Origin of the sequence: Micromonospora sp. NPDC005806 (assembly GCF_042871425.1) — a bacterium.
Taxonomy (GTDB): Bacteria; Actinomycetota; Actinomycetes; order Mycobacteriales; family Micromonosporaceae; genus Micromonospora.
Genome location: NZ_JBIAIL010000044.1, coordinates 17844 through 43688 on the forward strand (window position 1 = coordinate 17844; position 25845 = coordinate 43688).

Genomic DNA, 25845 nt, shown 5'->3' on the forward strand with positions numbered 1-25845 from the left:
CGCGACCGCTCGGCACGCTCACCGGCTGCCGCCCTGGTCGGCGGCCGGCAGCCCCGGGCCGTCGGTGCGGGACAGGCCGCTGCGGTGCCGGGCCTGCTCCACCTCGGCCGCGGCCCGGCGCAGCGTCTCGCCGGTCCGGGCGGCCGGGCGGGCGGCCTCGGTGCGGGCGAGGAACCGGCCGGACTCCTCCTCCAGCAGCGTGCCGACCCGGTCGAGGAGGTCCACCCGGGCCTTGTTGGCCAGGTTCCGCACCGCCTGGTCCCCGAAGATCGCCTGGAGAACGGTCTGCCCGGCGACCGCGGTGCCGGCGCCGGTGGCGACTTCCAGCCCGGTCGGGATGAAGGCGGTGGAGGCGAAAACCCCGATCATGACGGCCAGGCCGGTCGCATTGACCGCGTACGCGGCCGTGCGGGCCACGAAGCGGCGGTCGCCGCCCTCGACCCGGACCAGCTCCAGCACCCCGCGCTGCCAGTCGCGGACCAGCCGCTCGGCGCGCTCGGCGAAGTCGTCCGAGGCATGGGCGAGCCCCGGTTCGAGCAGTGCCGCCCCGGCCGGGTGCGCCTTCCACCCGGTGTACGCGTGCTCCGCCGCCTCGGCGGCCACCCCGCGCAGCAGCGTGACCAGCTGGGACTCGATGGCCGTCCGCAGCTCGGCGGCGGGGGCGGGACGGCCGGTGATCGTGGCGACCACCCGGTCCCGCAGCCGGCCGATCCGGGCCTCCAGGGTGCGGAAGAACTCGCCGGTGCCGACGAACTCCTGCCAGCGGGCCAGCACCTCGCCGCGGAGCAGCCGGCCGTCCTTGAGCCCCTGGTCGACCGTCCGCTGCGCCCCCCGGTACGCGGCCCGGACCCGCTCGTCGAGCGCCCCGGCGGCGTCCACCTGCTCGTCGGCGGCGTCGGCCAGCGCGTCCACGGTGGGGTGCAGCGCGGCCAGCGCGCCGTCGAGGGTCTGCCGGACCACGGCCGAGCGGGCCTCGGCGTCGGCGGCGAGTCGGCCGGCCCAGGTGCTCAGCGGGGCGGTGACCTTGTCCGGGAGCAGCCCCTGCCCGTCGACCCAGGTCTCCGGGAGGACGAAAAGCGGCGCGGCGCCCAGGTCCTGCGCGGCGAGCATCTCCGACAGGTGGGCGGCGATCTCGTCGGCCGCCTCCGGGGGCACCCGGTCGAGGACCATGGCGATCGCCGTCCCCCGCGACCGGGCGCTGCGCAGCAGCTCCCAGGGGACGGCGTCGGCGTACCGGGCGGCGGTGGTGACGAAGAGCCAGAGGTCGGCGGCGGCCAGCAGTTGCCCGGCGAGCGCCCGGTTGGCGTCGACCACCGAGTCGATGTCGGGCGCGTCGAGGAAGGCCAGTCCGGCCGGCAGTGCGGGGGCGGTGACCAGGTGCAGAGTGCCCGGCTCGTCGCTCGGCACGCTGGTGCGGGTCAGCCCGGGAAGCAGCTCGCCCTGCCGGAACCACGCCGAGTCGGCGGGGTTGCAGACCAGGACCGGGGAGCGGGTGGTGGGGCGCAGCACCCCGGCGGCGCTGACCCGCGCCTGGACCAGGCTGTTGACCAGCGTCGACTTGCCGGCGCCGGTGGAGCCGCCGACCACCACCAGCAGCGGGGCGTCGAGCCGGGCGAGCCGGGGCAGCAGGTAGTCGTCGAGCTGGTCGGCGAGGGCGGCGGCGGTACGCCGGGCCGGTTCGGCCGAGGGCAGGGCCAGCGGGAACCGGGCCGCTCCGATCGCCGCCCGCAGGCCGGCGAGCGCGGCGGGCAGATCTTCCGCGCTGGTGGCGGGCGGATCGTCCCCGGCATCGGGTCCGGTGCGGGCTGCGACGGCGGGCGCGCCGGAACGGGCGGCGGAATCGCCATGCGTCGTCACCGCTAAAGCGTGCCCGACCGATGCAAGGTAAGACAACCGGACGGTAATAACGGTCAGGTTGCGTCGGGTCGACTCAACCTCGACTTGCGGTTTGCCGATAGCATGGCACTATTGAGTCAAGTTCACTCAACTTGTGGTGCGGTCGCTGCGGGCGACCCGCCGGGCAGGCCTGTTGACCTGCTCACCCGTTACGAAGCGAGGAAGCGAACATGGCACGTGCGGTCGGCATCGACCTCGGCACGACGAACTCCTGCGTCAGCGTTCTCGAGGGCGGTGAGCCCACCGTCATCGCCAACGCTGAGGGCTCGCGTACGACCCCCTCGATCGTCGCGTTCGCCCGCAACGGCGAGGTGCTCGTCGGTGAGGTCGCGAAGCGCCAGGCGGTGACCAACCCCGACCGGACCATCCGCTCGGTCAAGCGGGAGATCGGCACCAACTGGACCGTCGACATCGACGGCAAGAAGTACACCCCGCAGGAGATCTCGGCCCGCACGCTGATGAAGCTCAAGCGGGACGCCGAGGCGTACCTGGGCGAGCAGATCACCGACGCGGTGATCACCGTCCCCGCCTACTTCAACGACGGCCAGCGTCAGGCCACCAAGGAGGCCGGTGAGATCGCCGGCTTCAACGTGCTGCGGATCGTCAACGAGCCGACCGCGGCCGCCCTGGCGTACGGCCTCGACAAGGGTTCCAAGGAGCAGACCGTCCTGGTCTTCGACCTGGGTGGCGGCACCTTCGACGTGTCGCTGCTGGAGCTGGCCGAGGGCGTCATCGAGGTCAAGTCCACCAGCGGTGACAACCACCTCGGTGGTGACGACTGGGACCAGCGGATCATCGACCACCTGGTGAAGACCTTCCGCGGCGAGCACGGCATCGATCTGTCCCAGGACAAGATGGCCATGCAGCGGCTCAAGGAGGCGGCCGAGAAGGCCAAGATCGAGCTGTCCGCCGCCACCACCACCAACATCAACCTGCCGTACATCACCGCCGGTTCGGCCGGCCCGCTGCACCTCGACGTGACCCTGAGCCGCGCCGAGTTCCAGCGGATGTCGCAGGACCTGCTGGACCGCTGCAAGGGCCCGTTCGAGCAGGCCGTGAAGGACGCCGGGATCAAGGTCTCGGACGTCGACCACGTCATCCTGGTCGGTGGCTCGACTCGGATGCCGGCCGTGACCGACCTGGTCAAGCAGCTCACCGGCAAGGAGCCCAACAAGGGCGTGAACCCGGACGAGGTCGTCGCCGTCGGCGCCGCCCTCCAGGCCGGTGTGCTCAAGGGTGAGGTCAAGGACGTCCTGCTGCTCGACGTGACCCCGCTGAGCCTGGGCATCGAGACCAAGGGCGGCATCTTCACCAAGCTCATCGAGCGCAACACCACCATCCCGACCAAGCGCTCCGAGGTCTTCACCACGGCGGACGACAACCAGCCGTCGGTGCTGATCCAGGTGTTCCAGGGCGAGCGGGAGATCGCGGCCTACAACAAGAAGCTCGGCACCTTCGAGCTGACCGGCCTCCCGCCGGCGCCGCGCGGCGTGCCGCAGATCGAGGTCACCTTCGACATCGACGCCAACGGCATCGTCAACGTGCACGCCAAGGACCTTGGCACCGGCAAGGAGCAGAAGATGACGATCACCGGCGGCTCCTCGCTGCCGAAGGACGACATCGAGCGGATGCGCCGGGACGCCGAGGAGCACGCCGAGGAGGACAAGCGCCGCCGCGACGAGGCGGAGACCCGCAACGTGGCCGAGGCGCTCCAGTGGCAGACCGAGAAGTTCCTCGCCGAGAGCGGCGACAAGCTGCCCAGCGAGAACCGCGACCAGCTCAACGAGGCGCTCGGCGAGCTGCGCAGCGCGCTCGGCGGTCAGGACATCGACAAGATCAAGGCGGCCCACGAGCGGCTGGCCCAGGTCTCCCAGCAGGCCGGCTCGCTGCTCTACTCGCAGCAGCAGGGCGAGCAGGGCGAGCAGGGCGAGCAGGGTGCGCCGGGGGCGGCCGGGCCGGGCGCGGGTGCGACCGGTGGCGCGCAGGCCGGCGGCGCCGACGACGTGGTCGACGCCGAGATCGTGGACGAGGACAAGAAGTGACGTTCCGTCCCGGACACGTTCTGACGGCAGAGGGATGAGGTAACCGCATGACGGAGAAGCCACGAGCCGCCAGCCCGGGTTCCACCGGGTCGGCGCCGGGTGGCTCCGCGGCCGCCGGGCAGGGCTCCGGCGACGAGCCACGGGTCGTCATCCGTGACAAGCGCAAGATCGGCAAGTCCACCGCGCAGTCCGCGGCCGACGCGGCGGCGGCGGACGCCGCGGCCGACGCGCCGGCCGAGGGGCTGGTCGAGGAGGCCGAGGTCGTGGTCGACGAGATCGAGGCCGAGGCCGAGGCCCCGGTCTCCGGCCCGGCGGTGGTCGACGCGCCGGCCGAGCCGACCGAGGAAGTGGAGGCCGCCCCGGCGGGCGCGCCGCTCGGCGCCGAGCTGGAGTCGCTCCGGGCCGAGCTGGACGAGCGGACCCGCGACCTGCAGCGCGTGTCGGCGGAGTACGCCAACTACCGCAAGCGGGTCGACCGGGACCGCAACCTGGTTCAGGAGCAGGCGACGGGCGGGGTGCTGACCGCGCTGCTGCCGATCCTCGACGACCTGGACCGGGCCCGCGAGCACGGCGACCTGGTGGGGCCGTTCGGCTCGGTGGCCGAGCAGCTCACCACCGCGCTGGGCAAGTTCGGCCTGACCGCGTTCGGCGAGCAGGGCGACCCGTTCGACCCGACCCGGCACGAGGCGGTGGCCCACCAGACCTCCGCCGACGTGACCGAACCGACCTGCGTGCAGGTCATGCGCCGGGGCTACCAGCTCGGCGAACGGCTGCTGCGGCCCGCCCTGGTCGCGGTCGCCGACCCGGAGTAGTGCCGACCCGTGACGTCCCGCCCGCCCGCACCGGGCGGGCGGGACGACCGGGGTACGTCCCGTGGAAGGGGGTGGACCGGTGAGTTCCAAGGACTGGATCGAGAAGGACTACTACGCCGCGCTGGGCGTGGAGAAGTCCGCCTCCTCGGACGAGATCAAGAAGTCGTACCGGAAGCTGGCCCGGGAGTCGCACCCGGACCACAACCCCGGTGACCCGAAGGCCGAGGAGCGGTTCAAGACCGTGTCCGAGGCGTACGCGGTGCTCGGCGACGAGAAGAAGCGCCGCGAGTACGACGAGATGCGCTCGCTCTTCGGCTCGGGCGCGTTCCGTCGCAATGCCCGTGGCGCAGGCCAGCCGGGCGGCATGCCGTTCGACGTCTCCGACCTGTTCGGCGGGGCGGCCGGCGGCACCGACACCCGGTTCGGTGGCGGCGGCTTCACCGACCTGTTCAGCTCGATCTTCTCGGGCGGCGGTGGCGGTGCGGCCCGGGCGCGCGGGCCGGCGCGTGGCCGGGACGTCGAGGCCGAGGTGGCGCTCGACTTCGAGGACGCCGTACGTGGCGTCACGTTGCCGCTGACGCTGCGCGCGCCCGGGGTCTGCGACACCTGCCACGGCAACGGAGCGAAGCCCGGCACCCAGCCGGTGGCCTGCCCGGTCTGCCACGGCGCCGGGGTGACGACCCGCAACCAGGGGTCGTTCAGCTTCTCCGAGCCGTGCCGCAACTGCCAGGGCGTGGGCACCATCGTCGAGGAGAAGTGCCCGGAGTGCCACGGCACCGGCGGGGTGACCAAGACCCGGACGCTGAACGTCCGCTTCCCCGCCGGGGTGGCCGACGGCCAGCGCATCCGGCTGGCCGGCCGGGGTGAGCCCGGCGAGCGGGGCGGTCCGGCGGGCGATCTGTTCGTCCAGGTGAAGGTGCGCCCGGACGAGCTGTTCGGGCGTAGCGGGGACGATCTGACCGTGACCGTGCCGATCACGTTCGCCGAGGCCGTGCTCGGCACGGACCTGCGGGTGCCGACCCTGGACGGCACGGTGACCCTCCGGGTGCCACCGGGTACTCCGAGCGGTCGGGTGCTCCGGGCCCGGGGCAAGGGCGTCGTACGCAAGGACGGCCGCGCCGGTGACCTCCTGGTCACCCTCGATGTGGTGGTTCCGGCAAAGGTGTCGGACGAGGCGAGGGCGGCGCTGGAGGCGTTCGCGGAGCAGACCCCACCCGCGGCGCGGGAACATCTCGACGCGCGGGTGCGTCGGTTCGGTTGATCGGGTGAGCAGGCAGCGGAGGTGAGCGGGGATGTCGCAGGAGTTCGTCGGCTCGGGTGACCCTGCCTACGAGGCCAAGGTGCTGATGATCTCGGTCGCGGCGCGGATGGCGGGCATGCACCCGCAGACCCTGCGCCAGTACGACCGGCTGGGCCTGGTGCAGGCGGGCCGGGCGGCCGGTGGTGGTCGCCGCTACAGCGTCCGGGACGTGGTGCTGCTCCGCGAGGTGCAGCGCCTCAGCCAGGACGACGGGATCAACCTGGCCGGGGTCAAGCGGATCATCGGGCTGGAACGGCTGCTCGAGGAGGCCCAGCAGCGGGTGGCCCGGCTGGAGGCGGAGCTGGACGCCGCGTACCGCCGAATCGCCGAGCTGGAGTCGCTGGGCGGTTTCCCCCGCGGCGACCTGGTCCCCACCAACCGCACCTCGACGGCGCTCGTCGTCTGGCACCCCCGCCGCACCCCCGACCGCTGATCCCCTACTCCGCCGCCCACTGACGCAGGCCGGCGTGTGCCCTTCCGGGCCGCGCCGGCCTTCCGCGTTTCGCTCCCCCTGACCGGCTGCATGTCCACGATGCCGACGTGGGTCAGTCGGCGGCGCGCCGGCGGTAGCGGGCCATCTTGTCGCGGCTGCCGCAGACCTCCATGGAGCACCAACGGCGGCTGCCTGCCCGCGAGGTGTCCAGGTAGATCAGCGTGCACGTGTCGCTGGAGCATTCGCGCAGGCGGTTGGCGTGGGAGCCACCGAGCAGGTCGACGCCGTCGCGCGCCACGAACGCCAGCAGCCCGTCGGCGGTGGGTGCCACGAGCAGTTTCGCCGAACCGTCCGCCGTGAGCCGGATCGCGGGGGGCGCCTTGGCCGCCCAGCGGTTCACCAGATCGATGGCTCGCCGGTCCAGCGGTTCCTCGAGGGCTCGGCCGCGCATCAGCCGGTAGAGGGCTTCGCGCAGCTCGCGGGCGCCGCGGAGGGTCGAGGCGGAAACCGGCACGGGGATGTCGGTCAGACCCGCCTCGAGGAACCAGCGCGCGAGATCGGCCGGGGCAGGGATGCGTTCGACGCTGGGGTCGCGCCACCGTAGGCCGTGGGTCGCGGTGAAGTCGATTGAAACCCGGCCGCCGACGAACCGGAAGGCCGCCTCATCGTGAAACACCACTCGATGATACCGGTTCAAGCGGTAACCCAGATCACTCCACGGGCGCTGTTGTGTTACCTGCTCGACCAGTAACGTCTCGGCGCATGAGAATTCTTGTCGTCGGGGCGGGCGCGACCGGAGGCTACTTCGGTGCCCAGCTCCAGCAGGCCGGCCGGGACGTCACCTTCCTCGTCCGGCCCAAGCGCGCCGACGTGCTCCGCGAGCGCGGGCTGCGAATCACCGGCCTGGGGACCGAGACCGTGCTCACGCCACGGCTGCTTACCGCCGCCGAGATCGATGGGCATTACGACGTCGTGCTCGTCTCGGTGAAGGCCACCGCGCTGCCGGCGGCGATCGACGACGTCGCCGCCGCGGTCGGCCCGCGTACCACGGTGATCCCGTTCTTGAACGGGATGGCGCACATGGACACGCTGAGCGAGCGGTTCGACGTGGACGCCGTGCTCGGCGGCGTGGTCCGCGTCCTCACCACGCTCGACGCCGAGGGTGACATCGTCCGGCTGGGCACCCTGGCCGAGATCGTCATCGGCGAACAGCAGGGCGGCCCGTCGCAGCGCGTCGAGCAGATCGCTGCGGTGCTGTCCGGCGCGGGCTTCGACTTTTCCGTCTCGCCGGACATCAGCAGAGCCATGTGGCACAAGTGGGTCTTCATCAGCACGCTCGGCGCCCTCAACACCCTGGTACGCGGTTCGGTGGGCGACGCTGTGGCAGTCCCCGAAGGCTCCCGTCTCGGCCCGCAGATCGCAGCCGAGGCGGCGGCTGTCGCCGCAGCAGCCGGGCATCCGGTGCCGAAGCAGGCCCTCGACAACGTCCAGGCCTTCGTGACCCGGCCCAACTCGGCCGACACCGCCTCGCTCTACCGGGACCTGGTCGCCGGGCAGCCGACCGAGGTCGAGCAGATCTTCGGCGACCTCACGGCGCGGGCCCGTGCGCTCGGCGTACCCACTCCGCTGCTGGACGCCACGACGGTGGCTCTGCGCGTGCACGAACAGCGCCTCACCTGCGGATAGTGTGCTGTCTCCAGGCTCAGCCGCCGGTTGGCCCAGGTCTGCCGCCCCTGGGCCGCCCGGTGGGTTCGGGGAAACCGGGGTGCCGGGCGGAGGCGATCCGCTAGCGTCTGAACCAGGCCCAACCAACTCAATCCGGACTCCGAACTGGCAGGGGGAGCCATGGCGGAATCGGCGAAGAAGGTGGCGCAACAGGCGGAGGAACGGCTGGAGAAGGTGGCCGAGAACGTCCGCGAGCGATTCGACCGGGTGACCGAGGGTCGCTTCACTGACAAGATCAAGGAAGGGCGCTTCGCCGACCAGGTCGATCACGGCATCGACCAGGGGCGCGCCGAGACGAGACGCCGGAGACAGGGCGGATCGGAACGCTGACGATCCGCGACGTGCGGGCCGGGACCCACGGGGGGTCCCGGCCCGTTCGCCGTCCCACGGCGGAACACCACCGAAGGTCAACAACGAAGCCGGCGGGGCCACATCCCGCCGCCAGGCAGCAAACCAGCTAGAGCCGCCGGTTCTCCCGCACCAGGCCGCCTTCGCACCAGTCCCGGTAGACGAAGAGGTCCGGTCGGGCCAGCAGCACCCGGCTGTTGTGCGCCCAGTTGCGCATCAGCTCGTCGCCGGCCCGCTCGGCCTGCTCGACCAGCTTGCGGAACCGGCGCTTCGGGTGGGCCCGGAAGTTCGTCCGGATGCCGTCGGCCGCGTAGATGTAGAGGCAGTGCAGGGCGAACCGGCGGGCCGGGCAGGCCGGGTCCATGGCCAGCTCGAAGAGCGTCTGCACCAGGTGGTCACCGGCGACCAGCAGGTCCCAGTCCTGCGGCATGGAGGCCAGCGGCACGGAGTCCGGCTGGTACGCCCACGCCCGCAGCTCGGCCGGCGAGGGGTCGACGGGGTTGGCAAAGCCGTGAAACGTCTCTTCCTGCACGCTCACCGGCCAACCTTCCGCTACCGCTTGCGGGGGCACCAGCCACCCGCAGACCCTGGCTGCTGGGGCGACACCGTAACTCGGTTTCGCCTGGCTGCGGTAGACCTTCCCGGAACCAATTCCACAACCGTTGGCCGGGCCGGATCCACCGTACGGTCGATCCGGCCCGACGACTCAGTCGCCCACCCGCACCGGCGCAGGTGGCCGGGTGGCGACCCGCCGGCGCAACCAGCGCTTGAACCAGGGCAGATCCGGCAGCCGGGCCAGCATCGGCCCGGTCACCACGGTGATCAGCACGTACGCCGTGGCGAGCGCGGCCAGCTTCGGTTCGACCGGGTACGCGGCGGCCACGGCGAGCCCGGCGATGACGATGGAGAACTCGCCGCGCGGGGTGAGCGCGAAGCCGGCCCGCCAGCGACCGGGCTCGGCGATCCCGGCCCGGCGGGCGGCCAGCCAACCGGTGGCCAGCTTCGTCCCCATGGTGACCACGGCCAGCAGCAGCGCCGGCAGCAGCACCGGCGGCATGTCCAGCGGGTCGGTGACCAGCCCGAAGAAGACGAAGAAGACCGCGGCGAAGAGGTCCCGCAGCGGGGACAACAGCTCGGTGGCGTGGTGCGCCACCGGCCCGGACAGGGCGATGCCGACCAGGAACGCCCCGACCGCGGCGGAGACCTGGAGCTTGGCCGCGACCCCGGCGACCAGCAGGGTCAGCCCGAGCACCCCGAGCAGCAGCGCCTCCGGGTCCTTCGCGGAGAGCGCGGCGGAGATCAGGTGGCCGTACCGGATCGCGACGGCCAGCACGAGGACCACGGTGAGCACCGCGACCGCGAGCGCGATGCCGCCCTTGACCAGGCCGACCCCGGCGAGCAGCGCGGTGACCAGCGGCAGGTAGAGGGCCATCGCCAGGTCCTCGATCACCAGCACGGAGAGGATCACCGGGGTTTCCCGGTTACCGACCCGGCCGAGATCGCCGAGCACCTTGGCGATGACGCCGGACGAGGAGACCCAGGTGACGCCGGCGAGCACCACGGCGGCCACCCAGCCCCAGCCGAGCAGCAGTGCGAAGGCGAAGCCGGGCAGCGCGTTGAGCACCGCGTCGATCAGGCCGGCCGGGGCGGCCGAGCGGAGGTTGCCCACCAGCTCGTTCGCGCTGTATTCCAGGCCGAGCATGACCAGCAGCAGGATCACGCCGATCTCCGCGCCGACGGCGAAGAACTCCTCGCTGGCGTTCAGCGGCAGCAGGCCGCCGTGGCCGAAGGCGAGTCCGGCGAGCAGGTAGAGGGGGATGGGCGAGACGCCGAACCGGCGGCTGAGCCGGCCGAGCAGGCCGAGCAGGAGCAGCAGCGCGCCGACCTCGACGAGCAGTGTGGTGGTTTCGTGCATCCGCCTCAGCCGTCCGGGTCCGCTTCGGCGAGGATCGCCGTCACCCCGTCGAGGCCCTGTCGGGTTCCGACGACGACCACCACGTCACCGGCCGCGAAGCGAAAGGTGGGGTCCGGCGAGACGATCACCTCGCCGTCACGAAGCACGGCCACGATGGACGCGCTCGTGCGGGTGCGCGCCCTGGTGTCGCCCAGCCGCTTGTTGACGTACCTCGAGCCGGCCGGGATGGCGATCTGCTCGGTGAGCAGTCCGGCGGCCTGCTCGCGCAGCCCGGAGAGCTGGCCGAGCATCAGCGAGGCGCCGAGGATGTCGGCCAGCGCCTCCGCCTCGTCGTCGGTCAGCGGGATGTCGGCCTGGCAGGAGTCGGGATCGTCCGGGTCGTACAGGACGAGGTCCCGGCGGCCGTTGCGGTGGGAGACCACGCCGAGCCGGCGCCCGGATTCCGTCACCAGGTCGTGACGTACGCCGATCCCCGGTAGGGCAGTCTGTTCGACACGTACTCGCACCCAGGTGAGGCTACCCTGTCCGGCGGCCGGATGAATGCGCGAAGATCATTCCCGCTGGTCGCCCCTTCGACGGACAATTGACCATCGCACGCAGGGAAGGCGACCGTGCCGAGGAGGTCTGATGATCGCTCGGAAGCTTCTCCCGGCCGTCGCGCTGCTGCTGCCGGCCCTCGCTGCCTGCTCGATCGGCGACGTCCGGCGGCCGCCGCCGACGCGGGCGCCCGGCCCGGTGCTGACCGCACCGGCGCCGCCGCGCGTCGTCGACATCGACGAGGTACGCCACGTCCGGGTCGCCGTCCCGGAGCGGTACGACCGCCCGTTCGTCGAGTTCGTCGACGCCGAGCACGGCTACGCCCTCTTCGCCGCCTGCGACAGCCAGCCGCCCGGCCGGAGCTGCAGCGCCCACCTGTATTCCACCCTGGACGGCGGGCGCTCCTGGCAGCCGCTGCGGCATCCCCGTCCGGTAGCCGAGGACCAGCAGCTCTACGCGGCCCCCGGTGTGCTGGCGCTGCTCGCCGAGCCCTACGGCTGGTACACGTCGACCGACGGCGGTGCCGGCTTCATCCACACCACCGGGGACGAGCCGCCGCCTGTGCTGGTGGGCGCCCGCGGTCGCTTCCAGGTCATCGAAGGGCTGGGCGAGGTCGGCGAGTGGGACGGTCAGCGGCTGCGTCCACTGGCCAACCAGGCGTCCGTGCCGGGGCTGAACACCGTCGGCCAGGACGGCGACCTGCTCGTGGCGGCCGGTGCGGCCGGCGGGCGGCCGTACGCGGCGATCTCCCGGAACCAGGGGCGGAGTTGGCGGGCGACACCGGTGCCGGCGCTGGACGGCGAGGTAGGCGTGCTGCGGGTGACGCTCGCGCCGGACGGCGGCATGTGGCTGGTCGGTGAACGGCCGGACCGGACGGGCTTCCCAGCGCTGTGGCGGTTCGCGGGCCCGACGTCGTGGGAGCGGGTCCGCGCCGACGGGCATCCGGCGCAGGCACGGTCAGTGGTACCGATCGGCGCCGGGCTGCTCGCGGTGACCGGCCCGGGCGGGGTGGGCGTGGTGGCCGGGGGCCGCTACTACCACGTCGACTGGCCGCTGACCGCCGACCACTATCTGACGGTGCTCGCCGACGGCACGATCGTCGCCCGTGGCCCGGCCGACGTCATCCTCGGCACCGGCTGGACCGCCAACCGGCGCTGGGTCAAGGTGATCCTGGACGGCGACTGACCCAGCCGGCTGCCGGTGTGCGACCCATGGGAAAGCCAGCGCTATCAAGAGGAGGGGCTTCGTTCAGCCACGTAGACGCCCTTGCCCTGGTGGCCCTCGACCAAGCCTTCCGCTTGGAGGATCAGCAGCGCTGAGCGGACTGGCTCTGCGGAGACTCCGTGGTGCGCGATCAGCTCGCGCAGGGACGGGAGCTTGTCGCCGGGGGCGTACTCGCCCGAGGCGATCTTGTCTCGGATGTCCTGTGCGATTCGCTGGCGGTCGGAAACGCGAGGCATGGCGCTCAGCTCGCCTGCTTCGGCTCGGCGACGAAGACGCCTACCCCCTCCAGGGTCTCGGTCAGGCCGGTCGCGCGCAGAATCATCATCGCCTTGCCGACCACGGTGTCCGATACGCCGTATTCCTTGCACAGTTGTGACCGGCTCGGCAGTTTGGTGCCGGGCGGCCACTCTCCCGAATCGATCTTGTTCTTCAGCTCGTCTGCGAGCACCTGGTACTGCTGCTTGGGCATACACACTCCCCGGATGGCACGCCCATTCGATCACGCAGCAACCTCCAACCTCAAGCAATCGTTGGTTGGCCATTGACCCACAACCGCTAGCGATTGTTGGTTCCTAATGAACGCTCCCGGATGGCACTGGGGCGCTCATCTGGTCGGGGCGGGCGTCCCCCTTGGTCCGTCCCGACCTCGCGGATCTGCCCTGCTGCCGTACTCCCGAACAAAGCTGCGGTGGCAGGGTAGGGCGGCCCGGTTGATCAACGCCCACTCGGTCAGGCCGCTCCCTTCCGCCCTCGCCGACCGATCGTTGAGGAGGGACCAGCATCATGCGTAATCTCCTGCGACCCCGATCGAAGCGCCGGAACAGCGGCGCGCCCAACCAGCCGCCGGCTGGTGCGTACCGCTCGGCGTCGTACCTCCCGCTGCGGCCTTGGCAGGTGCGGAGCCGGACCTTCGCCACCCGCCGCCGGGGCCTGGACCCGGTCGACGTTGTCGCGTTCCTCGACCGGGTGGCGGGCGACCTTGCCGCCGCGCATGCCGACGTGGTCCGCAGTCGGGAGGAGGTGGCCCGGGTCAAGGACGCGCTCCGCGAGTGGCAGTCCCGGCAGGCCCACACGATGCGCGACCTGGCCGGACGACCGTGACCAGCCGCTACGTCATTCACCTGCCGGTCACCGCCGCCGACCTGGCCCGGGCCAAGATCTTCGCCCGGACCGCCGGTCGTTCGCTGGCCTTCCTCGCCGCGGTCGACCTCGGCGGGATCACCGTTTCGACCGAGGACAACCAATGCGTACGCCACTGGGTGTTCTGCGACCGCAAGCTCGACGGCGGCCGACGTTGCGTCCTGCGTGCCGATCACGAAACGCCGTGCACCGCGCGCTTACCTGGACGGCCCGGGCGGTGATGGCGTGACCGACTCAACTCCAAAGGGCGCTCGCCCCCCGGCCGACGGCTGGCGCTCCCGTTCGACCCTTGCCCTGGCGAGGCATCCTGGAGCGGCGGTGACCGGCGTCACACCGCTCGAGTTGAGCGGAATAGACTCAACTCTGGTTGTGTCATTCCCAGTGGACACGCCGATCCAGGGGAGCCCATGAACACGGAACGCCTCACCACCAAGAGCCGCGAGACCATCACCGGTGCCGTCGCGCTGGCGAACCAGCGCGGTCACGCCACCGTGGAGCCCTGGCACCTGCTGCTGTCGCTGCTGGACACCGAGGGCTCGACCGCCGCCGGCCTGCTGCGCGCCGTCGGGGCCGACCCCGCGGAGCTGCGCCGGGTCGCCCAGCGTTCGGTCGACACCCTGCCCGCCGCGCGCGGCTCCAGCCTCGCCGAGCCGACCCTGGCCCGCGAGTTCGTCAACGCCATCGGTGCCGCCGAGCAGATCGCCCGGCCGCTGGGCGACGAGTACACCTCCACCGAGCACCTGCTCTCCGGCCTCGCCCGCGTCGGTGGCGCGGTCTCGGTCGCGCTGAAGAACGCCGGCGCCACCGAGGAGAACCTGGTCGCCGCCTTCCCGACCGTCCGCGGCGGGGACCGCCGGGTCACCACGGCCGACCCGGAGCAGACCTACCAGGCCCTGGCCAAGTACGGCGTGGACCTGACCGCCAGCGCCCGCGACGGCAAGATCGACCCGGTCATCGGCCGCGACTCGGAGATTCGCCGGGTGATCCAGGTGCTGTCCCGGCGGACCAAGAACAACCCGGTGCTGATCGGTGAGCCCGGCGTCGGCAAGACCGCCATCGTCGAGGGCCTCGCCCAGCGGATCGTCGCGGGCGACGTGCCCGAGTCGCTGCGGGACAAGAAGCTCGTCTCGCTCGACCTCGGCGCGATGGTGGCCGGCGCGCAGTACCGCGGCCAGTTCGAGGAGCGGCTGAAGTCGGTGCTGGAGGAGATCAAGAACTCCAACGGCCAGGTCATCACCTTCCTCGACGAGCTGCACACCGTCGTGGGCGCCGGCAAGGGCGAGGGCTCGATGGACGCCGGCAACATGCTCAAGCCGATGCTGGCCCGCGGTGAGCTGCGGATGGTCGGCGCGACGACCCTGGACGAATACCGCGAGCACATCGAGAAGGACCCGGCGCTGGAGCGCCGCTTCCAGCCGGTGCTGGTCGGCGAGCCGACCATCGAGGACACCATCGGCATCCTGCGCGGCCTCAAGGAGCGCTACGAGGTGCACCACGGCGTACGGATCACCGACGCCGCACTGGTCGCCGCCGCCGCCCTGTCGGACCGCTACATCACCGACCGGTTCCTGCCGGACAAGGCGATCGACCTGGTCGACGAGTCCGCGTCCCGGCTCCGGATGGAGATCGACTCCCGTCCGGTGGAGGTGGACGAGATCGAGCGGGCGGTGCGCCGGCTCGAGATCGAGGAGATGGCGCTGGCCAAGGAGCCGGACGCCGCGTCCGCCGAGCGGCTGGAGCGGCTGCGCAAGGAGCTGGCCGACAAGCGCGAGCAGCTCACCGCGCTCTCCGAGCGCTGGCAGTTGGAGAAGAGCCACATCACCAAGCTCTCCACCGCCAAGGAGGAGCTGGAGCGGCTGGGCGGCGAGGCCGAGCGGGCCGAGCGTGACGGCGAGCTGGAACGCGCCGCCGAGCTGCGGTACGGCCGGATCCCCGCCCTCAAGGCCGAGCTGACGCGGGCCGAGGAGGAGCTGGCCCGGCTCCAGGCCGACGGCGCGATGCTCAAGGAGGAGGTCGGCGCGGACGACATCGCCGCCGTGGTCGCCTCCTGGACCGGCATCCCCGCCGGCCGGCTGCTCGAGGGCGAGACCGCCAAGCTGCTCCGGATGGAGGAGTCGCTGCAGTCTCGCGTGGTCGGCCAGTCCGAGGCCGTCGCCGCGGTCTCCGACGCGGTCCGCCGCGCCCGGGCCGGCGTCGCCGACCCGGACCGCCCGACCGGCAGCTTCCTCTTCCTCGGTCCGACGGGTGTCGGCAAGACCGAGCTGGCCAAGGCGCTCGCCGAGTTCCTCTTCGACGACGAGCGGGCCATGGTCCGCATCGACATGAGCGAGTACGGCGAGAAGCACTCCGTCGCCCGCCTGGTCGGCGCCCCTCCGGGGTACGTCGGCTACGAGGAGGGCGGCCAGCTGACCGAGGCGGTGCGCCGCCGGCCGTACTCGGTGGTGCTGCTGGACGAGGTGGAGAAGGCCCACCCGGACGTCTTCGACGTGCTGCTCCAGGTGCTCGACGACGGCCGGCTCACCGACGGCCAGGGCCGCACGGTGGACTTCCGCAACGCGATCCTGATCCTCACCTCGAACCTCGGCTCGTCGATCATCAGCGACCTGACGCTCGCCGAGGAGCAGCGCCGAGAGGGCGTCCTCGCGGTGGTCCGGTCGCACTTCAAGCCGGAGTTCCTCAACCGCCTCGACGACATCGTGGTGTTCGCCGCCCTGCAGGGCGAGGACCTGCGGGCCATCGTGGACATCCAACTCGACCGGATGCGCCGCCGGCTGGCTGACCGCCGGCTCGGCCTGGAGATCACCGACTCCGCCCGTCTGTGGATCGCCGAGCACGGGTACGACCCGATCTACGGCGCCCGCCCGCTGCGCCGACTGGTGCAGTCGGCGATCGGCGACCAGCTCGCCAAGGCGCTGCTGGCCGGCCAGATCCGCGACGGCGACACGGTCCGCGTCGACCTCGCCGACACGAAGGACGCCCTCTCCGTCACCGCCGCCTGACCACCCTCGTCCGTCCGCCCGGCCGGTCCCGCCGCACCGCGGCCCCCGGCCGGGCGGCCGTCGTTGACCAGGAAAGTTCGCGTCGGGCAACGGGACGCAAACTTCTTGATCAACAGGGTCGGCGGCGGCCACCGCGGGCAATAGTGAGGACATGTTGGGGATGGGGAAGAAGGAGCGGGAGCTGGAGGCGGCCGTCAAGGAGCTGGCGAAGGCGGACACGCTGGCGTTCGGTGGGGTGGGGATCGCCGGCCAGATCCTGCCGGCGACGGACGCGTACCGGCACGTCGAGCATGCCCTCCGGGAGCATCCGGCGCAGGCCCGGAAGAAGGTCGACTGGCTGCTGAAGCACGGGTCGCCGGCGGGGAAGGCGTACGCGGCCGCGCTGCTGGACACCGTCGACCGGGCGGCCGGTCGGGCGGCCTGGGAGCGGCTGCGCGACGACGAGGGCGAGTTCACCACGTTCACCGGCTGCATCATGGGCCGCGCCACCCTGCGGGAGTACGCCACGGAGCGCCTCGCCGGGGAGTGACCACCGGCCCACCGGGAGCGGGGCTGCGGAAAACGACCGAGGGCCTTAGCGTTCCGCCATGACCTCTCCCGACGCCGCGCCGGCCCGGTCCGCCCGGCCCGGTGCGGTCACCGTCGCGTACTGGTTACAGGTCGCCGCGGTGGCCGTCCTGCTCGTCCTCGTCTGTCTGGTGATCGTCGAGGCGGTGCGCTATGACGCGCAGATCGACGAGGCGCTCCGCCGGGTGCCCGACGCCGACCCGGCCGAGGTCTCCGACGAGCGGGGCGGGAACGTCTTCATGGCGTGCTTCATCGGCGTCCCGGCCCTGCTGCTCGCGGGCTGGCTCGCCGCCACCGCGCTGCCGCTGCGCCGGGGCAGCAACATCGCCCGGATCCTGGTGTTCGTGGCCGCGGGCGGGCAGCTGCTGCTCTGCGTCGGGCAGGGCTGCCTCGGCCTGGCGATCGTCCCGCTCGCGTTCGTCGCCGCGACGCACGCCCCCGAGTTCGCCCCGTCGGCGGGCGTGCCCACCGACGCCGGCGACTGGGAGCAGTCGAAGTTCCTCGACGCCCTCTACGCCCAGAGCGACGGCCCGGGCGCGGTGACCTCCGCGGTCGGCGGTCTCGGGGTCCTGCTGGTGCTGGGACTCACCGCCGCCGTGGTGGTGCTGCTCCTGCTCCCCGATTCCCGGCGCTGGTTCCGGGGCCCGGCCCCGGTGCCGCCCGCCGGCCCCTGGCCTGCCTACGGGCACGGCTACGGACCGGGCTACCCGCAGCCCGTCTGGCCCACCCTCCCGCCGGGCTACCTCGTCTGCCCCGACCCGGCGCTGCACCTCGCCCACCCGCCCGCCGCCCCGACGACGACCACCTCGGACGCCGCCGGATCTGCCGATCACGAGGAAGCCGTCGACCGCCGGGACGCCCCGGCCGACGACGGTTCGGAGCAGCCACCGGCCGCGGGACGCGGCACCACGTAGCTGACCTCTCACTCAGCGAACGGCGCTTCGGCGCACGTGCGTCTGGTTGTTACCGTCTCCGCCGATGCACATTGGGGGGAGGCGGTCGTGAACGGTTCGATGGCGTACCTGGTGGCGACGCTGGGATGTCTCGTCGGGGTGGCCGGTGTCGTGATCGCCGTGGTGGCGATGCGCAAGGCCCGGCCCGGGCCACGCCCGCAGGCCCCTGACGACCCGTTCCGCGACCGGGACGCCGACGCGCTGCGCGGCGACCCCCGCGGGCTCAAGCCCGGCGACATCGTGGAGATTCGCCAGGTGCCGTACACGGTGCGTGGCTCGGTGCACCTGGTGGAGGGGGGCTGGAGCTGGGCGGAGCACCTGCTCGACGACGCCGGCGGGGTGAAGCGCTGGCTCTCCGTCGAGGAGGACCCGGACCTGGAGCTGGTGCTCTGGACCAGCGAGCCGTCCGCCACCGTCACCCCGGGCGCCCCGACGCTGGAGGTCGCCGGCCGGCGCTATCACTGGGACGAGTCCGGCCAGGCGCGCTACACCGCCACCGGGGGCACCGGCCTCGATCCGCGCGGCACCATGCGCTACCACGACTACCAGGCGCCCGGCGGGGCCCGGCTCTCCTTCGAGGCGTACGGGGAGGCCGGCTGGGAGGTGAACCTCGGCGAGAAGCTGCACCGCGCCGAGGTGATGATCTACCCGCAGGGCGGCCCGGACAAGGTGGCCTGAGCGTGCTCGTCGTGCTGGACGCCCCGTACGTCGACACCCGCGCCGTCGACCTGAGCCTGGCCCTCGGCGGCCCCGAACGCCCCGCCCTGTACGTCCGCGAGCTGACCCTGCCAGGCGGGCTGCGGCTGCGGCTGCGCCTGCTCGGCGCCTCGCACCAGGTGGTCTGCGGCGACCTCACCGAGACCGTCGCCTGCCTGCCCGGCCGGCCACCGCACCTGCCCGACAGCCTGCACGACGAGAACGTCGGCTACCGGTTCATCGCCACGGTGCTCCGGCCGACCGGCGCCGGCCTGCGCAGCCGGGTCGCCGCGCTCCGCGCCGAGCTGGCCGACGACCCGTATGCGCTGGTCGGGGTCTTCCCCGGCGACGTCGACGCGGTCACCGCGCTCTCCGTCCGCCCCGACCCGCCCGACGGCACGGTGGCCTGGCGCACCTGGCACGCGTATCCCCAGACCAACGAACTGGTCCTGACCGAGACGGTGGTGGCACTGTGACGTACCGACGCTGGTTCGTGGTGGGAGTGGCCGTCGCCGTGATCGGCGCGCTGGTCGCCGCCTTCGCGATCTTCTACGGCAACTTCTCCCCGCGCGGGTACGTCCAGGACCACTACCACCGGGCGGCGAGCCGGGACCTCGGCTCCGACGCGCTCGCGTACACGTCGGGCAGGACGCCGAGCCAGGTGTCGAAGGACATCACCGACACCTGGCAGCCGGCCGACCAGTACGTCGACGGCAGCGGCGTCTACCTGCGCTACGACGACGACTCGGTGGTGATCCTGCCGATCGCCGCCGGCTCGGTGATCCTGCTCGAGCGGATGACCACCGCCTACCCCCGCTACCACCACGTCGTCGGCGGTGGCTGGGGCTGGGGCCGTGGCAGCACCGTCCGGGGCGGCGGCCCCGGCGCCGGCAAGTAGCCCGTCCGACCCCCTCACCCTGGAGTCCCTGTGCAGCATCTCGTCACCGACCTGCTGGTCACCCTCGCGTACGGCGTGGTCGGCGTGGTCCTCATGGGCATCGGCTACGTGCTGGTCGACCTGGCCACCCCGGGCCGGCTCAACCACCTCATCTGGACCGAGCGCAACCGGAACGCGGCCCTGCTGCTCGCCTCCAACCTGGCCGGCGTCGGCATCATCGTGGTCGCCTCGATCGCCGCCAGCGAGGACGACTTCGTGCTCGGCCTGATCGGCGCGGCCGCGTACGGGATCCTCGGCCTGGTCATCATGGCGGCGGCCTTCATGCTGCTCGACCTGGCCACCCCGGGCCGGCTCGGCGAGTTGCTGGTCGACCCGGAGCCGCACCCGGCGGTCTGGGTCTCCGCCGTGGTGCACCTCGCCACCGGCGCGATCATCGCCGCCGCGATCAGCTGATGAGCGGCGGCAAGCGCCCGACCGCGGCGAAGGGGAAGTCGAACGCCCTGAAGGCCGGGCTGGTCTGGGCGTTCGTGCTGGGCGTCGCCGGCCTCTGCGTCGTCGGGATCGTCAGCGGCGACTCGGACGACCTGACCGTCCCGGCCCCGGCGGCCGACGAGCGCGCCGACACCGTGCCGATCCTCCAGGCGGCCTTCACCAGCCAGGGCATCTGCTACGGCTGGCGGCTGACCGACGGGTACGACGTGGTCAACGTCGGCTCGAACCTCGGTGACGGCACGGCGGCCGCGGGCGCGCCGGGGTGCCCACGCTGGATCGAGCTGACCGCGAACATCACGTACACCGCGGAGAGCAGCGAGGCCAACGACTCCGCCTCGATCCGGGTGCAGGGTTCGGACGACCTCGACGTCGCCGACCTGTACGCCATCGAGAACGGGCTGGACCGGTTCGGGCTGGACGAGGACGCGTTCATCGACGACCCGGGCTGGGCCGCCACCCGAGCCGCAACCACGCTGCCGCTGCTCGCCGCCGAGGCCGGCCTGGCCGCGCCCGCCGCCACCCCGAGCGCCGGCCCGTCGGCCGCCGCCAGCCCGCTGCCGGACGCCGGCGGCGACTTCTGGCGGGACCGTTGGGGCTGGCTGCTCGCCACGGTCGGCTTCTTCCTGCTCGCGGCGCTCCTCATCACCGTGGGCGTGGTGCAGCGCCGCCGGCAGCTCCGGGTACGCGTGCCCGCGCAGCGCGCCGGGGCGGAAGCCGCCGGGCGTACCCGGGAGGCGGCGTGACCACCGACGCGCCGGCGCGGCCGCACTGGCGACCGGCCCGCGCGGCGGTCCTGCTCGCGGTCTTCGTCTGCGCGGCCTGCGGCCTGGTGTACGAGCTGGCACTGGTCGCCCTGGGCAGCTACCTGATCGGCGACGCGGTCGGCCAGGCGTCGATCGTGCTCGGCGTGATGGTCTTCGCGATGGGCGTCGGCGCGCTGGTCGCGAAGCCGTTCCAGCGCCGCGCCGCCGCGGCGTTCGCCGTGATCGAGCTGACCCTGGCCCTGCTCGGCGGCCTCTCCGTGCTCGGCCTCTACGCCGCCTTCGCCTGGCTGGACCTGTACGGGCCGGCGCTGGTCGGCACCGCGTTCGTGCTCGGCCTGCTGATCGGTGCGGAGATCCCGCTGCTCATGGTGCTGCTGCAACGCATCCGCGAGCAGTCCGCCGGCAGTGCGGTGGCGGACCTCTTCGCCGCCGACTACGTCGGCGCGCTGCTCGGCGGGCTGGCCTTCCCGTTCCTGCTGATGCCGGTCTTCGGCCAGCTCAAGGGCGCCCTGGTGGTCGGTGCGGTGAACGCCGTCGCCGGCCTCGCGCTGGTGTGCACGGTGTTCCGGGCGGACCTCGGCCGCCGCGCGCGGCTCGCCCTCGGCGCCGCCTCCGTGGTGGTTGCCCTCGGCCTGGGGTACGCCTGGGTCACCGCGCACGACTTCGAGGTGACCGCGCGGCAGCAGCTCTACCGCGACCCGGTGGTGCACGCCGAACGCAGCCGCTACCAGGAGATCGTGCTGACCCGGTCGGTGCGGGAGATCGGCCACGCCGACACCGACCTGCGGCTCTTCCTCAACGGCGACCTCCAGTTCAGCTCGGTCGACGAGTACCGCTACCACGAGTCGTTGGTGCATCCGGCCATGCGTGGACCGCACGGCGAGGTGCTAGTGCTCGGCGCCGGGGACGGGCTGGCGCTCCGGGAGATCCTCAAGTACCCGGACGTGCGACGGGTCACCCTGGTCGACCTCGACCCGGCCGTGGTGCGGCTGGCCCGCACCGAGCCGCAGCTGCGCGACCTGAACCACGACTCGTTCGCCGACCCCCGGGTGCGGGTGCTCAACCTCGACGCGTTCGGCTGGCTGCGTACCGCCGCGGAACGGTTCGACGTGGTGGTCGCCGACCTGCCCGACCCGGACGAGACGGCCACCGCGAAGCTCTACACGATCGAGTTCTACGCGCTGATCCGCTCGGTGCTCGCCCCGGGCGGTCGGCTGGTGGTGCAGGCCGGGTCGCCGTACTTCGCGCCCCGGTCGTACTGGTCGATCGAGCGGTCGGTCCGCGAGGCCGGCTTCGCCACCGTGCCGTACCACGTGGACGTGCCGAGCTTCGGCGACTGGGGCTACGTGCTGGCCGCGCCCGGGTCGAGCCCGCCGACGCTGGCGCTGCCCGCCGACGCGCCGCCGCTGCGCTTCCTCACCCCGTCGGTGCTTGCCGCGGCGGCCACCTTCCCCGCCGACCGGGCCCGGATGGACGTGCCCGCCTCCACGTTGCTGCAGCCCAGAGTGCTCGAGTACGCCCGCACGGAGTGGCGCGGCTACTAGTTTCGGGGCATGTCGCCCGAACCGTCCCGTAGTGGCCCCAGGGCCCCGGGTCTCGGGTGGTTGCGCCGGCGGATCCCGACCCGGGCCATCGGCGCCGGCGCATACCTCCAGGCGTTCGTGCTCTCCGGGGTGGTCACCGTGCTCGCCCTGCGGGCGTACCTCAAGGCCACCGGGTATCCGCAGCTCGGCGCGGGCGGCCTGCACATCGCCCACGTGCTCTGGGGCGGGCTGCTGATGGCCGTCGGGCTCGGGGTGGCAATGGTCTTCCTCGGCGGCGGGCCGCGGACCGCCGGGGCGATCATCGGCGGGATCGGCTTCGGGCTCTTCATCGACGAGGTGGGCAAGTTCGTGACCGCCCGCACCGACTATTTCTACGCCCCGGCCGCCGGCATCATCTACGGCGCGTTCGCCCTGCTCGTCGTGCTCACCCAGGCGGTACGCGGCCGGACCGGCCGGACCCGGCTGACCCCGGCGGAACGGCTCGCGAACGGCCTCGACATGGTGCTGAGCGGGGTGCCGGGCGGGCTCACCGACCGGCGGCGGATCGCCGTGCTGCGCATGGTGCAGGGCACCGGGCCGACCACCGAGGCGGCCATGGTGCAACTGCTCGACGCGGTGCCCCGGCGCGAACCCCCTCCGGTCCGGTTCTGGCAACGCGCGACCGACCGGGCCCGCCGCCTCGCCGCCTGGGTGGCCGCCCGACGGTGGCTGGTCTGGCCGGTGGTCGCCTACCTGGTGGTGGAGCCGGTGGTGACCGTGGTCGCGGTGGCGCTCGCCGGAGTGACCGGTGAGCTGAACGAACAGCGGGAGTGGGGCGCGGTGCTCGGCACCTCGATCGCCGCGCTGATCACCGCCGTGCTTAGCCTCCGGGCGGCGTGGCTGCTGCGCCGCGACCGCGCCGACGCGTTCCGGCTGTTCAAGCTGGCGCTCCTGGTCGACCTGCTGTTCGGGCAGATCTTCAACTTCACGGTCAACCAGTTCGGGGCGGTCTCCGCGCTCGCCTTCGACCTGTTCCTGCTCGGCATCGTCACGGCCGAGCACCGCCGGCTCCGCCGGGAGGCCGAGGCGGTCGGGCGCTGAACCGGCGGGGGTTGCCGGACCGCGAGGCGTGCCCAGCTGGCCCGGGCTCGCTACGGTGGTCGTCTGATCTAGGGAGGGAGAATCATGGTCGATGCTCCGGGCACCCCGCCCCGTGCACGTCCCGCCGTGGTGACGGCGTCCAGTTGGCTGCTCATCCTCGTCGCGGCCATCCAGTTGGTGAACCTGATTCTGACGCTCACCACCATCGGCACCGTCCGGGACGTCCTGCGCGACGCCTTCCGGGGCACCTCGGCCGAGCAGGCGGCCGACTTCGCCTGGGTGTTCGGCCTGGTCGGGGCCGTGCTGAGCCTGCTGCTCGCGATCGGGCTCGTCGTCCTCGCGATGCTCAACAACCGGGGGAAGAACGGCTCCCGGATCACCACCTGGGTGCTGGGCGCCATCATGCTCTGCTGCACCGGTGGCGGCCTGCTGAACAACGCGGCCGGCGGCCTGACCGGCGGCGGCTCGACCAGCGGCGACGTGCCCAGCGGCCAGGAGATCCAGCGCCGCCTCTCGGACGCCCTGCCCGGCTGGTACGGCCCGCTCACCACGCTGCTCGGCGTGGTCGCCCTGCTCGCCCTGCTGGTCGCCCTGATCCTGTTGGCGCTGCCGGCGGCCAACGAGTTCTTCCGTAAGCCGCGGCAGGCCTGGGAGCCGCCGGCGCCAGGCACCGCCTACCCGGCCTACCCGTCCACCCCCGGCTACCCGTCCACGCCCGGCTACCCGCCGACTCCCGGCTACCCGCCGACTCCCGGCTACCCGGGTGCCCCCGGCCCGTCGGCGGGTCCGGGCCAGCCGGGCCAGGCCGGTCCGGCACCGGAGTCCGGCGAGCGCCGCGACCCCGAGCCGCCCCCGGGAAGTTGACGTCCCGATAAGAGCGACTCCGACGATCCCTCCGAGTAGGTTGCAAGCCGACGCCTACCGGAGGGATTCGTCGTGTCGTACCCCGATCAGGCCGCGGCCCGCCGTCCCGGGGCCGTCGTCTCGGCGGCGGCGGTGCTGCTGCTGATGGCGCTCGGCGCCGTGGTGTACGCGGTCGCCACCCTGCTCGTCGCGTCGGGCACGGTGGACCGGTTCCGGGCGTCGGCGCAGGCCACCGGGGCCGGCGGCGGCCAGATCGACGACGTGGTGTCGCTGCTGCGCGGCTCCACGGCGCTGTCGGCCGTGGTCGGTGTGGTCATGGGTCTGGTGCTCGTCGGGCTTGCCCTCGGGCTGCTCTCCGGTCGCCCCGGCGCCCGGGTGACGACCTGGGTCGTCTCCGGGCTGGGCCTGTTCTGCGGCTGCTGCGGCCTGGCGGTGCTGGTCGGCCAGCGGGCCGCCCCGTTGCGCGTGAGCGCCGACGGTCGGGCCACCGCCGACCTGCTCGCCCAGCTCGGCGAGGCGTACCCGGGCTGGTGGGTCCCGGTGAACGCGGCCGTGTCGGTGGGGCAGGTGCTCGGTTACCTGGTGGCCGCGGCGCTGCTGACCCTCCCGGCGGCCGGCGCCTTCTTCCACCGCCGCCCCGTGCCCGTGGGCCCCACCCCCGCGACCGGCCCGGTGCCGCCCGCCTACGGGTCCTCGTCGCCCTGGGGGCCGCCGCCTCCGCCGGCGCCGCCCACCCCTCCGCCCCCGTCGACCCCGCCCGGGTCGACCTCGCCCCCCGAGGACCGCCCGTGACCGACGAACCGCACCCCTCCCCGCGCCGCGCGTTGATCACCGGAGCCAGCCTGGGCATCGGCGAGGCGTTCGCCCGCCGGCTCGCCGCGGACGGCTGGGACCTGGTCCTGGTGGCCCGGGACGCCGGCCGGCTGGACGCGACCGCCGCCGAGCTGACCGCCAGGTATGGCCGCCGGGTCGAGACGATCTCCGCCGATCTGTCCACCGACGACGGCTGTACGACGGTGGAGCGGCGGCTCGTCGCCGAGCCGCCGGTCGACCTGCTGGTGAACAACGCCGGGATCAGCCTCAACACCCCGTTCGTCCGGTCGGCCGTCGAGGACGAGGCCCGCCTGCTGCGGTTGAACGTGCTGGCGGTGCTGCGGCTGACCCACGCGGCGCTCGGACCGATGATCGAGCGGGGCAGCGGGACAGTGATAAATGTCTCTTCGGTTGCCGGGTTCGGCGTGCCGATGCCGGGTTCGACGTACTCGGCCAGCAAGGCCTGGGTGACGAATTTCAGTGAGTCGATCGGCCTGTCGGTGGCGCCGCTCGGGGTGCGGGTGATGGCTCTGTGCCCCGGTTACACCCGTACCGGCTACCACGAGCGGGCCGGCATCGACATGTCGCGTACCCCGCGCTGGCTGTGGCTGCGGACCGACGAGGTGGTCGACGAAGGACTGCGTGACCTGGGGAAAGGCAAACTTGTCAGCGTGCCGAGCTGGAAGTACAAACTGGCCGTGGCGGGCCTGCGGCACGCCCCGCGACGGCTGCTGCGCGGCGTCTCCCGGGACACCCGTGGCCGGGTGGGGCGCGACGGTGGCTGACCGCCGGTCGGCGGGGCG

At 72.7% G+C, this 25845-nt stretch carries 29 protein-coding genes; 22 read left to right on the plus strand and 7 right to left on the minus strand.

Translation table 11 applies throughout. The annotated features are described in order from the left end of the window. Positions 1 to 18 precede the first annotated feature (18 nt). Positions 19 to 1857: an ABC transporter gene (locus ACFYOS_RS30740; RefSeq protein WP_387149023.1), complete on the minus strand. Its 1839-nt coding sequence runs from the start codon at positions 1855 to 1857 to the stop codon at positions 19 to 21. A gap of 209 nt (positions 1858 to 2066) precedes the next feature. On the opposite strand from ACFYOS_RS30740, the gene dnaK reads away from it, so the two are divergent. The 4 genes from dnaK (at position 2067) to ACFYOS_RS30760 (ending at position 6483) form a co-directional block, all read left to right on the plus strand. Beyond that, a complete protein-coding gene (gene dnaK, locus ACFYOS_RS30745) occupies positions 2067 to 3938 on the plus strand; it encodes a molecular chaperone DnaK (RefSeq protein WP_387149026.1) in 1872 nt (623 codons plus the stop codon). A 47-nt stretch (positions 3939 to 3985) separates the two neighbouring features. Next, a complete protein-coding gene (gene grpE, locus ACFYOS_RS30750) occupies positions 3986 to 4750 on the plus strand; it encodes a nucleotide exchange factor GrpE (RefSeq protein ID WP_387149028.1) in 765 nt (254 codons plus the stop codon). 79 nt (positions 4751 to 4829) lie between these two features. Continuing rightward, a complete protein-coding gene (dnaJ, locus tag ACFYOS_RS30755) occupies positions 4830 to 6011 on the plus strand; it encodes a molecular chaperone DnaJ (RefSeq protein ID WP_387149031.1) in 1182 nt (393 codons plus the stop codon). A gap of 31 nt (positions 6012 to 6042) precedes the next feature. Beyond that, complete coding sequence (locus ACFYOS_RS30760) at positions 6043 to 6483, plus strand: heat shock protein transcriptional repressor HspR (protein WP_387149033.1); 441 nt, start codon at positions 6043 to 6045, stop codon at positions 6481 to 6483. 112 nt (positions 6484 to 6595) lie between these two features. Here the strand turns inward: ACFYOS_RS30760 and ACFYOS_RS30765 are convergent, their stop codons facing one another. Continuing rightward, positions 6596 to 7159 carry a CGNR zinc finger domain-containing protein gene (locus ACFYOS_RS30765; protein ID WP_387149036.1) on the minus strand — a complete coding sequence of 188 codons (564 nt, stop codon included), beginning with the start codon at positions 7157 to 7159 and terminating at the stop codon, positions 6596 to 6598. Positions 7160 to 7245: 86 nt separating this feature from the next. Between ACFYOS_RS30765 and ACFYOS_RS30770 the strand changes: the two genes are divergently transcribed. Both ACFYOS_RS30770 and ACFYOS_RS30775 read left to right on the plus strand, forming a co-directional pair. Continuing rightward, positions 7246 to 8169, plus strand: coding sequence for a ketopantoate reductase family protein (locus ACFYOS_RS30770; RefSeq protein WP_387149038.1), 924 nt, complete (start codon positions 7246 to 7248; stop codon positions 8167 to 8169). Between the two features lie 159 nt (positions 8170 to 8328). Beyond that, positions 8329 to 8538 carry a hypothetical protein gene (locus tag ACFYOS_RS30775; RefSeq protein ID WP_387149041.1) on the plus strand — a complete coding sequence of 70 codons (210 nt, stop codon included), beginning with the start codon at positions 8329 to 8331 and terminating at the stop codon, positions 8536 to 8538. A gap of 127 nt (positions 8539 to 8665) precedes the next feature. Here ACFYOS_RS30775 and ACFYOS_RS30780 read toward each other — a convergent pair whose 3' ends face one another. The 3 genes from ACFYOS_RS30780 to ACFYOS_RS30790 all read right to left on the minus strand — a co-directional run bounded on the left by ACFYOS_RS30780 (position 8666) and on the right by ACFYOS_RS30790 (position 10977). Continuing rightward, on the minus strand, positions 8666 to 9094 hold the full coding sequence (locus ACFYOS_RS30780; RefSeq protein ID WP_387149043.1) for a hypothetical protein: 429 nt from the start codon (positions 9092 to 9094) through the stop codon (positions 8666 to 8668). Between the two features lie 168 nt (positions 9095 to 9262). Next, on the minus strand, positions 9263 to 10471 hold the full coding sequence (locus ACFYOS_RS30785) for a cation:proton antiporter (RefSeq protein ID WP_387149046.1): 1209 nt from the start codon (positions 10469 to 10471) through the stop codon (positions 9263 to 9265). 5 nt (positions 10472 to 10476) lie between these two features. Then, entirely contained in the window at positions 10477 to 10977 is a 501-nt protein-coding gene (locus tag ACFYOS_RS30790) for a cation:proton antiporter regulatory subunit (RefSeq protein ID WP_387149049.1), read from the minus strand. A 121-nt stretch (positions 10978 to 11098) separates the two neighbouring features. Between ACFYOS_RS30790 and ACFYOS_RS30795 the strand changes: the two genes are divergently transcribed. Beyond that, positions 11099 to 12193, plus strand: coding sequence for a hypothetical protein (locus tag ACFYOS_RS30795; RefSeq protein ID WP_387149051.1), 1095 nt, complete (start codon positions 11099 to 11101; stop codon positions 12191 to 12193). 44 nt (positions 12194 to 12237) lie between these two features. Here the strand turns inward: ACFYOS_RS30795 and ACFYOS_RS30800 are convergent, their stop codons facing one another. Together ACFYOS_RS30800 and ACFYOS_RS30805 are read right to left on the minus strand one after the other, a co-directional pair. Continuing rightward, complete coding sequence (locus tag ACFYOS_RS30800) at positions 12238 to 12468, minus strand: winged helix-turn-helix domain-containing protein (RefSeq protein ID WP_387149054.1); 231 nt, start codon at positions 12466 to 12468, stop codon at positions 12238 to 12240. Between the two features lie 5 nt (positions 12469 to 12473). Continuing rightward, a complete protein-coding gene (locus ACFYOS_RS30805) occupies positions 12474 to 12701 on the minus strand; it encodes a winged helix-turn-helix domain-containing protein (protein WP_387149056.1) in 228 nt (75 codons plus the stop codon). A gap of 314 nt (positions 12702 to 13015) precedes the next feature. Here ACFYOS_RS30805 and ACFYOS_RS30810 point away from each other — a divergent pair, with 314 nt between their 5' ends. From ACFYOS_RS30810 to ACFYOS_RS30880, 15 genes are all read left to right on the plus strand, one after another. After that, positions 13016 to 13333: a DivIVA domain-containing protein gene (locus ACFYOS_RS30810; RefSeq protein ID WP_387149058.1), complete on the plus strand. Its 318-nt coding sequence runs from the start codon at positions 13016 to 13018 to the stop codon at positions 13331 to 13333. Further along, on the plus strand, positions 13330 to 13593 hold the full coding sequence (locus ACFYOS_RS30815; protein WP_387149060.1) for a hypothetical protein: 264 nt from the start codon (positions 13330 to 13332) through the stop codon (positions 13591 to 13593). Before ACFYOS_RS30810 ends, ACFYOS_RS30815 begins: the two co-directional genes overlap by 4 nt. A 186-nt stretch (positions 13594 to 13779) precedes the next feature. Next, positions 13780 to 16371, plus strand: coding sequence for an ATP-dependent chaperone ClpB (gene clpB, locus ACFYOS_RS30820; RefSeq protein WP_387149063.1), 2592 nt, complete (start codon positions 13780 to 13782; stop codon positions 16369 to 16371). Positions 16372 to 16522: 151 nt separating this feature from the next. Continuing rightward, on the plus strand, positions 16523 to 16900 hold the full coding sequence (locus ACFYOS_RS30825) for a hypothetical protein (RefSeq protein WP_387149064.1): 378 nt from the start codon (positions 16523 to 16525) through the stop codon (positions 16898 to 16900). A gap of 58 nt (positions 16901 to 16958) precedes the next feature. Further along, a complete protein-coding gene (locus ACFYOS_RS30830; RefSeq protein ID WP_387149067.1) occupies positions 16959 to 17852 on the plus strand; it encodes a hypothetical protein in 894 nt (297 codons plus the stop codon). A gap of 87 nt (positions 17853 to 17939) precedes the next feature. Continuing rightward, positions 17940 to 18569, plus strand: a complete 630-nt coding sequence (locus ACFYOS_RS30835) for a DUF4178 domain-containing protein (protein WP_387149069.1) — start codon at positions 17940 to 17942, stop codon at positions 18567 to 18569. Positions 18570 to 18571: 2 nt separating this feature from the next. Then, a complete protein-coding gene (locus tag ACFYOS_RS30840; protein ID WP_387149071.1) occupies positions 18572 to 19063 on the plus strand; it encodes a DUF2617 family protein in 492 nt (163 codons plus the stop codon). Beyond that, positions 19060 to 19485: a DUF4247 domain-containing protein gene (locus ACFYOS_RS30845; RefSeq protein ID WP_387149074.1), complete on the plus strand. Its 426-nt coding sequence runs from the start codon at positions 19060 to 19062 to the stop codon at positions 19483 to 19485. Before ACFYOS_RS30840 ends, ACFYOS_RS30845 begins: the two co-directional genes overlap by 4 nt. A gap of 30 nt (positions 19486 to 19515) precedes the next feature. Beyond that, positions 19516 to 19938 carry a DUF350 domain-containing protein gene (locus tag ACFYOS_RS30850; protein ID WP_387149077.1) on the plus strand — a complete coding sequence of 141 codons (423 nt, stop codon included), beginning with the start codon at positions 19516 to 19518 and terminating at the stop codon, positions 19936 to 19938. Beyond that, positions 19938 to 20720, plus strand: coding sequence for a hypothetical protein (locus tag ACFYOS_RS30855; protein WP_387149079.1), 783 nt, complete (start codon positions 19938 to 19940; stop codon positions 20718 to 20720). Before ACFYOS_RS30850 ends, ACFYOS_RS30855 begins: the two co-directional genes overlap by 1 nt. Then, entirely contained in the window at positions 20717 to 22285 is a 1569-nt protein-coding gene (locus tag ACFYOS_RS30860) for a polyamine aminopropyltransferase (protein ID WP_387149082.1), read from the plus strand. Before ACFYOS_RS30855 ends, ACFYOS_RS30860 begins: the two co-directional genes overlap by 4 nt. A gap of 72 nt (positions 22286 to 22357) precedes the next feature. Then, positions 22358 to 23365, plus strand: coding sequence for a hypothetical protein (locus tag ACFYOS_RS30865; protein WP_387149107.1), 1008 nt, complete (start codon positions 22358 to 22360; stop codon positions 23363 to 23365). An 84-nt stretch (positions 23366 to 23449) separates the two neighbouring features. Next, the gene (locus ACFYOS_RS30870; protein ID WP_387149084.1) at positions 23450 to 24229 is read left to right on the plus strand and encodes a hypothetical protein; all 780 of its coding nucleotides are present in this window, start codon (positions 23450 to 23452) and stop codon (positions 24227 to 24229) included. 72 nt (positions 24230 to 24301) lie between these two features. Next, positions 24302 to 25021: a hypothetical protein gene (locus ACFYOS_RS30875; RefSeq protein WP_387149086.1), complete on the plus strand. Its 720-nt coding sequence runs from the start codon at positions 24302 to 24304 to the stop codon at positions 25019 to 25021. Beyond that, positions 25018 to 25827, plus strand: a complete 810-nt coding sequence (locus ACFYOS_RS30880) for an SDR family NAD(P)-dependent oxidoreductase (RefSeq protein WP_387149088.1) — start codon at positions 25018 to 25020, stop codon at positions 25825 to 25827. The genes ACFYOS_RS30875 and ACFYOS_RS30880 overlap by 4 nt, the downstream gene beginning before the upstream one ends. Positions 25828 to 25845 lie beyond the last annotated feature (18 nt).